Origin of the sequence: Mesorhizobium sp. M2A.F.Ca.ET.039.01.1.1 (genome assembly GCF_003998035.1) — a bacterium.
Lineage (GTDB): Bacteria > Pseudomonadota > Alphaproteobacteria > Rhizobiales > Rhizobiaceae > Mesorhizobium.
Genome location: NZ_RZRY01001333.1, coordinates 1 through 871, shown reverse-complemented (window position 1 = coordinate 871; position 871 = coordinate 1). Strand labels below are relative to the sequence as shown.

Genomic DNA, 871 nt, shown 5'->3' with positions numbered 1-871 from the left:
GCCCCGAAGCGATCAGATCCTGCCCGCGCAGCACGCCGATCAGATCGCGCGACACCTCCTTGCCGAAGAAGCTCGACAGCTCGCCCCGCGTGATCGGCTGGAAATAGGCAATGCACATCAGCACCAGCGCCTCCGACTGCGACAGCTCTTTCGCCCCCTGCGCCGGAGCCGTGCCGAATGCGGCGTGGATGACGTCGCCAAAGGCCTTTCTGGTCCGGTGCTGAAAGCCGCCGGCGACCGCGACCAGCTCATAGGGGCGGCCGGCGAGCTCGGCGCGGATGTCGTCGATGATCAGCTCGAGATTGCAGCTTTTTCCCACCACCCGCGCGAGGACACTACGTGTCACCGGTTCGTTGGCGGAAAAAATCACCGCTTCGACGCGGCCCATCCATTCGCGCCAGCGCTCCGCCGGCAGATGTTCCAGTTCGGTGTCGAGCAGCACCGGCTGATCGTTTGGATTGCGGCGGGCGGGGGCCTGGCTCATCGCTAAAGCCCAAACAACCGGAAGGTGGCGCGACCCGAAAGCTCGCGCACCACATCGAGCAGTTGCAAGCGCTCGAACAGTCGCCGCGCCGCATAGCGCGACAGGCTTTTTGTCGTCAGCGATCCGGCGACGGCATCTTCATTGAGCAGCAAAAAGATCACGTCGCTGGCGCCTTTCGCGCGCAGTTTTTTGGCGCCACCGCCAGGAGTTTTTCGGCGCGGCGCGACAGCTCAGCGGCAAGCCGGCAGGCCTCGGCCGCCGCTTGCACCAGCGCCAGGCAGACCGCCCGCTCGAAACCTTTTTCGCCCGGTCGGATGCGCTTGCCGCTGGCCTCGCCGCGAAAGGCTGGGCCAAAGGCCTGCGCTGGCTTTGCGCCAGCACCAGGTC

At 65.8% G+C, this 871-nt stretch carries 1 protein-coding gene and 1 pseudogene; both read right to left on the bottom strand.

Annotated elements, in window-relative coordinates; genetic code table 11:
• Positions 1-484: SMC-Scp complex subunit ScpB (locus tag EOA24_RS39700; RefSeq protein ID WP_133375030.1), on the bottom strand; the 484-nt coding region annotated here is incomplete at its 3' end.
• Positions 485-486: 2 nt separating this feature from the next.
• Positions 487-871: pseudogene (locus EOA24_RS43715) on the bottom strand (DUF1403 family protein); the annotation flags it as partial.